We start from the raw sequence: 8,150 nt of genomic DNA on the forward strand, positions 1-8,150 counted from the left end.
ATCAAAACAGATTTAGGTGGAATGTCGCCTGTTCAATATCGAGAATCAACAGAATTAAAAGCTGCATAAAAAAGTGTCCAAACTTCGGGGTTCAGATCACTCGTCCGGTGGTGTAATTGCTAAAGCAATAACGCCACTTTCGCTGCAAATGAATACTCTCAGCTCTTCCAACTAATTTATTTTTTTGGCAGGAACAATAAGACTTCTGAGCATTTAAATAAATTAGCTCTAGTTCTGCAACAACAACGGTTATATTAATTTTCACCTTTCAACCTTTAGTCGTTAAATAAAAGTAACTTTTAAGAATAGACCAATAACTGTCACTTTTGATTCAATCTAGCCATGTCTTCTTGTTTCTTAGCATACATTTCCAAAATTTCTTCACCACGCAAAGGCGACCCCCATGGCAAATCTTCCGACAAATAATCACGTTCAGGAGCATCAACTCCTACATTGATATTTTCAGCAATCGGTACTGCATAATGATGAATATGACCATGTAAATTAATAATTTTATCAACTTTACCTAATAACATTGGATAATGTGTGCAGTAAAATTGATGATGATCAAATTTCAATAATGATCCAACATCTTCAAATTCAAACCTTGGTTTTCCATCAGACATCGTTTCATTATGTTTGTCCAAAAATTTAAATAGTGAACGATAATCGTGGTTACCCTTGATTAAAGTCATATGTCCATTCAACTGTCGTAACATATCATAAGTTTCCTCATCCGTTGGTGTATTCTGAGGTCGCATTGAAATATCACCCAAATGATAAACTCGGTCATTCTCATCAACACGGGCATTCCAAGCATCAATCATGGCTTGATTCATTTCGTCAACATTGCCAAAATGACGTGGTGCAAAATTATTCGGCTCTAATAATTGATAATGATAAAAATGTGTATCCGCTATAAAATAATTCATTATTCAGCATTATCTTCCTTTGAAATTATTCGATTGGCCTTTAAAATTTCGTTGAACGCATCCCGAACCTTACCCGCAGGCTTCTCATATTCAACCCATTCTTTTAAATTCATTGGTGGAACTGTATAATTTGCGTTGACGTAATCCTCGTAAACAGTAACAGCTGAAGAATGTGGAATATTGAGTTTCAAGATTCTAACCTCTTTAATCATACCCAATTCGGCAGCCTTTTCGGCTCTACCATTCATAACGATATTGGCAAGTTCATAATACTTAGTGCCATCATTACGAGTAATTTGTTCAATTATGTCTAACGTTTGTTTCTCATTGTCCATTTTATACCTCTACCTCACATCTATGCCGTCTTAAGAACTGAGTGCACTTCACACTATGATGTAATGCCCTGGTGATAACGTCACATTCCCTGTTTATGAATATTCCCAGTTCTTCCGACTAAATCATTTTTTTATTAATCTAATATTCATAGAGCCATTTTAATATTTGTTCTAAATAGATTACAATTAACGCTATTATTTCATTGTTTATATCTATTTTAGTGCTTTCACCCTTGTAAAAATACACTAGCATCCGGTCGTCAGGAATATAGTGCGCTGTGGCAGTGGCGTTAGAGCTTTAGCTCTTACACCACTGGACGAGTTTTGAGATTTGCGAACTGTGCAAAGCTCAAAATCGAGGTTCGAGACCGCACTTTGGCTCGAACCGGTCCTCATAGCGGACTATATTCCTGACGACCGGAGGCGGCCTACTTAAAAGCTCCAGCTACTCTAGTATATAATATCTAAAAAATTAGGGAGTTAATTATGATTTCAAAACGTTTCAATTTTCTCAAAATATCGCTAGCTTTATTTATTTTTATCTTTGCTAGTGGTTTTACCGTCATTGGTCACCGTGGCGACCCTATCAATGCTCCTGAAGAAACCTTCGAAAGTTTTGACAAGGCCTTCTCCGAGGGAGCCGACTATGTCGAACTTGACCTGCATGTTTCTAAAGACAATGTTTTAGTCGTTTCTCATGATCGTGACCTCGAACGTGTTACCGGTACTTCTGAAATTGTTTCGGAACACAATTTTTCTGACCTGGCACAGTTGCATCAGAAGAATGGTGAACCCATGCATAGTTTGAACCAAGTCTTTGAACATTACAAAAATAATCCCAAAGCTAAGTTTTTGATTGAAACTAAAAAAACCAAAAAGGGTAACCCTCAAAATATGGAGGCTTTACTCAAACAGGTTATTGACACTTATGGCATGCAAAATCGAGTTATGTTCCACTCTTTCTCAACTAAAAGTTTGGAAAATGAAGCACAATTGATGCCTGACATCCCTCGTATTTTCATTGCTGGTACGACCAAACGAATCAACTTCGACATCCTGCAATATGTGACTGGCGTTAATCTGTCATCCAATATTGTTACGCCACAGATTATTGATACGATGCATTTCATGGGTAAGAGTATTTACGTTTGGGATGAAATGAATGAGAGTCCGAAGAAGTGGAATACTTTGATCAATATGCCGATTGATGGTGTGGTCACTAACTACCCCGCTACAGGTAATGAATATCGCCAACTTAAAGACCAGTCAAAGTCCGAAGCACTCAATCAAAACGTTTACTATATGAGTAGCCAAAAGGAAACTATTTATGAAAATCCTTATCGTTTGATCAAAACTGGCAAGACAGTTAATCCACTTGATGGCTATCACATCACCAATATCATCAAGTTTAACGGCGAAAAATATGTCCAACTTGGTGAAAATAAATTTGCTAATGCGTCCGGATTTAATTCTGAATATGCCTTACGTGATTTGCGTCAGTACTTCGGCGCAAAAGTAGTCTTTCGCAATCAGCAACCAGATAACTTCCTATATAGTGATCCGACCGATTCCAATTCAATTGTCAATCGTTTGGAAATCAACGAACCACAACGTATTATCACGATTCAAAAGTATGGTACTCAGACCTGGCTTAAATTAAAAGATGGCTGGGTCAATGCTCACAACGTCTTAATTCAGTTGAATCCTAAATCATATTTTGGCAATAATTCTTTGGCTAGTTATCAAGATTTGCCGCATGGTCAAAGAATCAAAAATATCGATTTGTTACAAAGTTTTGCAACTCTTAAACCAACAAATGATCAAACATTGAAAAATGCTGATTTAATCAGAGAAATTAACAATTTTTACATTAATTTCTCAGTCAATAATGACAACGATTCCATAAATAAAATTTAGGTAGATTAGCCTTTAAGGTCAACCTTTGGTAAAATATAAAAAACTCGTGTGGAGGTCAAAGATATATGTCTATAGATTGGGAAAAGGAAGTTTCGCATCGTTCAGATGAACTGATAAATGATCTTTCTGAATTAGTAAGTATTGATAGTTCTAGAGATACAGAACACAAGACTAGCGATTATCCACTAGGACCTGGACCAGCAAAAGCTTTACAAACATTTTTACACTTTGCAGATCGTGATGGTTTCACAACTAAAAACGTCGACAATCTTGCCGGAAGAATTGAACTTGGGGACAGTGACGATGCCATCGCTATTTTGGCTCACGTGGATGTTGTTCCTGAGGGACCAGGTTGGAATACTAATCCCTTCGAACCGGTTATCAAAGATGGTAACTTCTATGCTCGTGGTGCTTCCGATGATAAGGGACCTAGTTTAGCCGCTTATTACGCAATGAAAATCATCAAGGAACTCAACTTACCTACAAGTAAAAGTGTCCAATTGATCTTAGGAACTGACGAAGAGAGCGAATGGGTCGGTATGAATCATTACATGGAAAAGGAAACTTTGCCTGAAACCGGGTTCTCACCTGACGCTGAATTCCCTGCTATCAATGGTGAAAAAGGAATTGTTTCATTCAGAGTCACTTTCCCAACGCCAAATATCAGTCTAGTGAAAAATTTTGTTGCTGGTATCCGACCTAACATGGTTCCTCAAAATGCTGAAGCTGACCTTGATCTAAATAAGATTTCAGGCGATGATGTAAAAGCTAAACTCAACGACTTCCTTGCAGCAAATCCCGAAATCAAGGGTAGTGTAACTATCAAAGATGATGTTGCTTCAGTTAAGATCATTGGTAAAGGTGCCCATGCCATGGAACCATTTAATGGTATCAACGCTGCCACTTACCTTGCTAAATTCCTTACTGATTTTGATTTGAATGATAGTGAAAAACTCTACTTCTCATTTATTGCTAATGACTTACACTTAGACTTTGCCGGAAAGCAATTAGGCATTGCTAACAAAGATGACGTCATGGGTGAATTAACACTCTCACCTAATATTTATGAATACGATGCCGACAAAGCCAATGTCTTGTTAAACATCCGTTATCCAAAAGGTGACACTGGTGACACATTGACAGACAAGATCAACAAAGCCTTGCCAGAAAATGTTTCAGCTGTTATCGAAGGCCATAACCAATTGCCACATTTTGTTGCTGCCGACGATCCACTAGTTCAAGCACTTGTTGGTGCCTACCGTGATCACACAGACGACGATACAGAACCATTTACAGTCGGTGGTGGTACTTACGGACGTATTCTAAAACATGGTATTGCCTACGGTGCAATGTTCCCTGGTGACGAAAATGTCATGCACCAACCTAATGAATATATTAATATTGAGAAGTTATTGAAGTCAGCTGCCATTTACGCAGACGCCATTTACCGCTTGATTAAGTAATGAATTTAAAGTTCTGTAGAAGTTCTTTTCTATGGAACTTTTTTTGTTTTTACACTTCTAAATCAATTTTATTATATAATTACGTTATGTAACTTTTTAAGGGAGCTTATTTAAAAGTGAAAAATTTATGGAATAGCATTGTCAACAGCTTCAAAAGTATCCATAGCTGGTCTGATTTTGCTAAGAAAGCTAATCTAACGATTGAAGTTATTCGCAGAATAATTCTCTACTCGCTTGCCGGGTTGTTGATTATTATGAGTTTAGCTATCGGTTTAGGTATGGGCTATGTTTCTGCTTTAACTAATCAAGTAACCGTGCCTACCAAACATGAAATGAAAACAGAACTTCAAGACGTTAATAATTCAGCCACTTTGTATTTCGCCAATGGTGAAAAGGTTGAAAGTCTTCAAAAGGATCTCGAAGGTAAGAAGGTTTCTCTTTCAGAAATGTCTCCTTACCTGAAGAAAGCTATCGTCTCAACCGAAGATAGTGACTTCTACCGTCATAAAGGTGTTGTTCCAAAGTCTATTTTTAGAGCCGTAATCTCTGATGTTACTGGTATCGGAGCACAAACTGGTGGGTCAACTTTGACACAACAAACGGTTAAAATGCAGATGTTATCATCTGAAACGACTTGGAAGCGTAAGGCGGTCGAAATCTTCTTAGCTATGCGTGTTGATAAATATTTCAGCAAGCAAGAAATTTTGCAAGACTATTTGAACGCAGCTACCTTTGGACGTAACAATAAGGGTCAAAATATTCAAGGTGTTCAAGCTGCTGCTCAAGGATTGTTTGGCAAAAATGCCAGCGATTTGAATATAGCTGAATCCGCCTTTATTGCTGGTTTGCCACAAAGTCCTTCGATTTACACACCATACGATTTACATGGAAAAATCAAAGATGACAACAGCCTCGGTATGAAACGTAAAGATATTGTTTTGTATCGAATGTATCGTGACAATCAAATTACTGAATCTCAATATAACAGTGCTCGAAAGTTTGACCTCAATAGTGATTTCCAAAAACCTGCTAAACTAAGTTCTAAAGAAATCAAATATGGCTATCTTTACAACACATTAACTACTCAGGCTCAAACAATCTTAATAAAACGTTTGGCTAAGAATGATGGAATTAAGTACAGTGATGTCATAAAAGATGACAATCTCTACAAGAACTACTCAACTCAGGCTGACAACGAATTGCACAACAAGAATTATAAAATTTACAGTACTATTGATAAGAAACTATACGATGCAATGAACAGTCAAGTTCAACAATTTAAGGGTAACTTAGGAACGGTGCACTCTGATGATGCGACAGATCCAACAACTGGTAAAGCTATCACGGTTTCCGAACCAGTTCAAAATGGTTCAGTCTTACTTGATAATAAGTCTGGTCAAGTCCTCGCATTTGTTGGTGGTGTTAACTTTAAGAAATCTCAATTAAACCATGCCTTCGATACAAAGAGATCCCCTGGTTCTTCTATCAAACCGTTGATTACCTTCGCACCTGCAATCGAGAATGGCTTGATTGGTTCCCAAACAATGTTGGCCGATTTCAAGACCTCGTTTAATAAGTATTCTCCAACTGACTACGGCGAAACAATTCAAAATCGTTTTGTCTCAGCTAGAGAAACTTTGGAAGAATCATACAATATTCCATCTGTTAACCTATACAATTACCTCTTGAGTCAAAATGTTAGTTCCAAGAAATACATGTCAAAGATGGGTATCAACTTGTCAGACAAGGAATATAAACAATTGGGTATTACCTTGGGTGGTACTGCGAATGGTGTAACTGTACTTCAACAAGCTAGTGCTTTCTCGACATTTGCTAACAAAGGTGTCCACGTTGACCCTTATGTCGTTGCAAAGGTTTCAGACCCAGCTGGCAAAACAATTTACCAACACAAAGGTTCTAAGAGCCGCGTCTTCACTAAACAAACATCTTACATTATCAAAAACATGTTACACGGAGTTGTTACTAAGGGTACTGCCTCTGCTCTTTCATATGAAGCTAACTTCAATACGAAGAACCTCTTTGGTAAAACTGGTACTTCAAATGATTACCGTGATAACTGGTTTATCGGTAGTACACAAGGTGTCACAATGGCGTCATGGATTGGTTACGATAACTTCTATGGTAATAATTACAATTTAGCAAGTAATTCGACCGATATTAACCAAGAACTATGGGCGAAAATGGCTAATGCTGCTTATCAAGAAGATAAGAGCACCTTTAAGACTAGCGAAACATTTAGTAAGCCTGAAGGTGTTAAATCTTATAAAGTTGATAAAGAAACTGGTACATACACCGGTTCAATTGGCTACAACGGTATCACAACGAAAGTCAACCAACATACAGCCAACTCCTTATTTTATAAAGGCAGCCCTAAGAATATGTCATACGACAAATTCGCAATCGGTGCTAAATCCAAGAATTACAAACTATTCTGGGATAATTACTTTGGTCGTAGCAATGGTTATGCTGTGGTTAAGCAGGTTGGTTCTAATAACAAATCAACCGATGAACTCGCTAATGAAAATGGTAGTGGACGTACCTCTGGATTTAGCAATAGCACTAATAGCAATGCTTCTTCAGAAGTCGTTACTAATAGCAGCTCGTCCAGCACAAGTAATAGCAACAGCCAGACCAACTCGACAACTTCAAACGGAACATCTGAAACCGGGACAGGATCTGGTGCAGGTGCTGGGACAGGAAATGGCTCCACAACTGGTTCTGATACATCTACCGGTTCAACTGGTTCTGAAGGTGGCACAACATCTGGAACAGGCGATACTGGTACTACTAGTGGTACTGACACAGCTGAAACTCCTGCTGCTGGTGCCTAGAGAATGAATCTTGAATAACTCGTTTTAAAATTATTGAATATATAAGTCTGGGACGTAAATTGCCATTAAACATGTGACAATACATAATTTCTTGCGCTCACCCAAAGAGACACCGTAATCCCAAATTGGATTACGGTGTCTCTTTACTTTAATACGCCAAAGTTGAGCATGTTTTGTCCCGCGCTCTTATGATAGAATGAAAACGTTACTTTGATCTAAGGAGATATAGTCATGTACTTCAGTCCAGGCTTTTTACAAAATACACTTTATATCGTTGCAGTAATTCTAATTGCATTTATGATTGCTGTAATCAATTACAAAATTCGACATAATATTAAAATTTGGGACAAATCATTGACATTAGCCGTGATTGTCCTAGTTAACACCCTATATTCAATCCTAGGCGGTTTTATCGACCTGCCTTATGAATTGAGCTCAGTTGTGACTGGTGGTCTCTCATTGGTTGCGTTTGGCTATATAGTCGTAATCATCTGGGATTTACATAAACAACGCAAAAATGCCTAGAGATATTTTTAGACGCAAACTAAAAACGAGTCTGGGACAAAACTAAAGTCTTAGATAATAAATAGCAGAAATTTCTGGTCTCCAGTTTTTTCTGCTATTTTTTTGTTCAATCAAATGTGGCTGTTT

6 protein-coding genes are annotated in these 8,150 nt (G+C 37.7%); 4 read left to right on the plus strand and 2 right to left on the minus strand.

Annotated elements, in window-relative coordinates; genetic code table 11:
- Positions 1–320: 320 nt before the first annotated feature.
- The gene (locus tag FFM71_RS13070) at positions 321–932 is read right to left on the minus strand and encodes a metallophosphoesterase family protein (RefSeq protein WP_137612593.1); all 612 of its coding nucleotides are present in this window, start codon (positions 930–932) and stop codon (positions 321–323) included.
- Positions 932–1,267 (minus strand): hypothetical protein, encoded by a 336-nt coding sequence (locus FFM71_RS13075; RefSeq protein ID WP_137612594.1) that lies wholly within the window; start codon positions 1,265–1,267, stop codon positions 932–934. The genes FFM71_RS13070 and FFM71_RS13075 overlap by 1 nt, the downstream gene beginning before the upstream one ends.
- Positions 1,268–1,753: 486 nt before the next feature.
- Between FFM71_RS13075 and FFM71_RS13080 the strand changes: the two genes are divergently transcribed.
- The 4 genes from FFM71_RS13080 (at position 1,754) to FFM71_RS13095 (ending at position 8,024) form a co-directional block, all read left to right on the plus strand.
- Positions 1,754–3,184, plus strand: coding sequence for a glycerophosphodiester phosphodiesterase (locus tag FFM71_RS13080; RefSeq protein WP_137612595.1), 1,431 nt, complete (start codon positions 1,754–1,756; stop codon positions 3,182–3,184).
- A 65-nt stretch (positions 3,185–3,249) separates the two neighbouring features.
- Positions 3,250–4,647 carry a dipeptidase PepV gene (gene pepV, locus FFM71_RS13085; RefSeq protein ID WP_137612596.1) on the plus strand — a complete coding sequence of 466 codons (1,398 nt, stop codon included), beginning with the start codon at positions 3,250–3,252 and terminating at the stop codon, positions 4,645–4,647.
- A gap of 116 nt (positions 4,648–4,763) precedes the next feature.
- A complete protein-coding gene (locus FFM71_RS13090) occupies positions 4,764–7,499 on the plus strand; it encodes a transglycosylase domain-containing protein (protein ID WP_137612597.1) in 2,736 nt (911 codons plus the stop codon).
- Positions 7,500–7,730: 231 nt separating this feature from the next.
- Positions 7,731–8,024 (plus strand): hypothetical protein, encoded by a 294-nt coding sequence (locus FFM71_RS13095; protein ID WP_137612598.1) that lies wholly within the window; start codon positions 7,731–7,733, stop codon positions 8,022–8,024.
- The last annotated feature ends 126 nt before the right edge of the window (positions 8,025–8,150 follow it).

It is taken from the genome of Companilactobacillus huachuanensis, assembly GCF_005404815.1.
GTDB lineage: Bacteria > Bacillota > Bacilli > Lactobacillales > Lactobacillaceae > Companilactobacillus > Companilactobacillus huachuanensis.

Bases quoted from the DNA above. Each gene is read 5' to 3' on its own strand.
- FFM71_RS13095 (WP_137612598.1), top strand. From the start codon at position 7,731: ATGTACTTCAGTCCAGGCTTTTTACAAAATACACTTTATATCGTTGCA.
- FFM71_RS13080 (WP_137612595.1), top strand. From the start codon at position 1,754: ATGATTTCAAAACGTTTCAATTTTCTCAAAATATCGCTAGCTTTATTT.
- FFM71_RS13070 (WP_137612593.1), bottom strand. From the start codon at position 932: ATGAATTATTTTATAGCGGATACACATTTTTATCATTATCAATTATTA.
- pepV (WP_137612596.1), top strand. From the start codon at position 3,250: ATGTCTATAGATTGGGAAAAGGAAGTTTCGCATCGTTCAGATGAACTG.
- FFM71_RS13075 (WP_137612594.1), bottom strand. From the start codon at position 1,267: ATGGACAATGAGAAACAAACGTTAGACATAATTGAACAAATTACTCGT.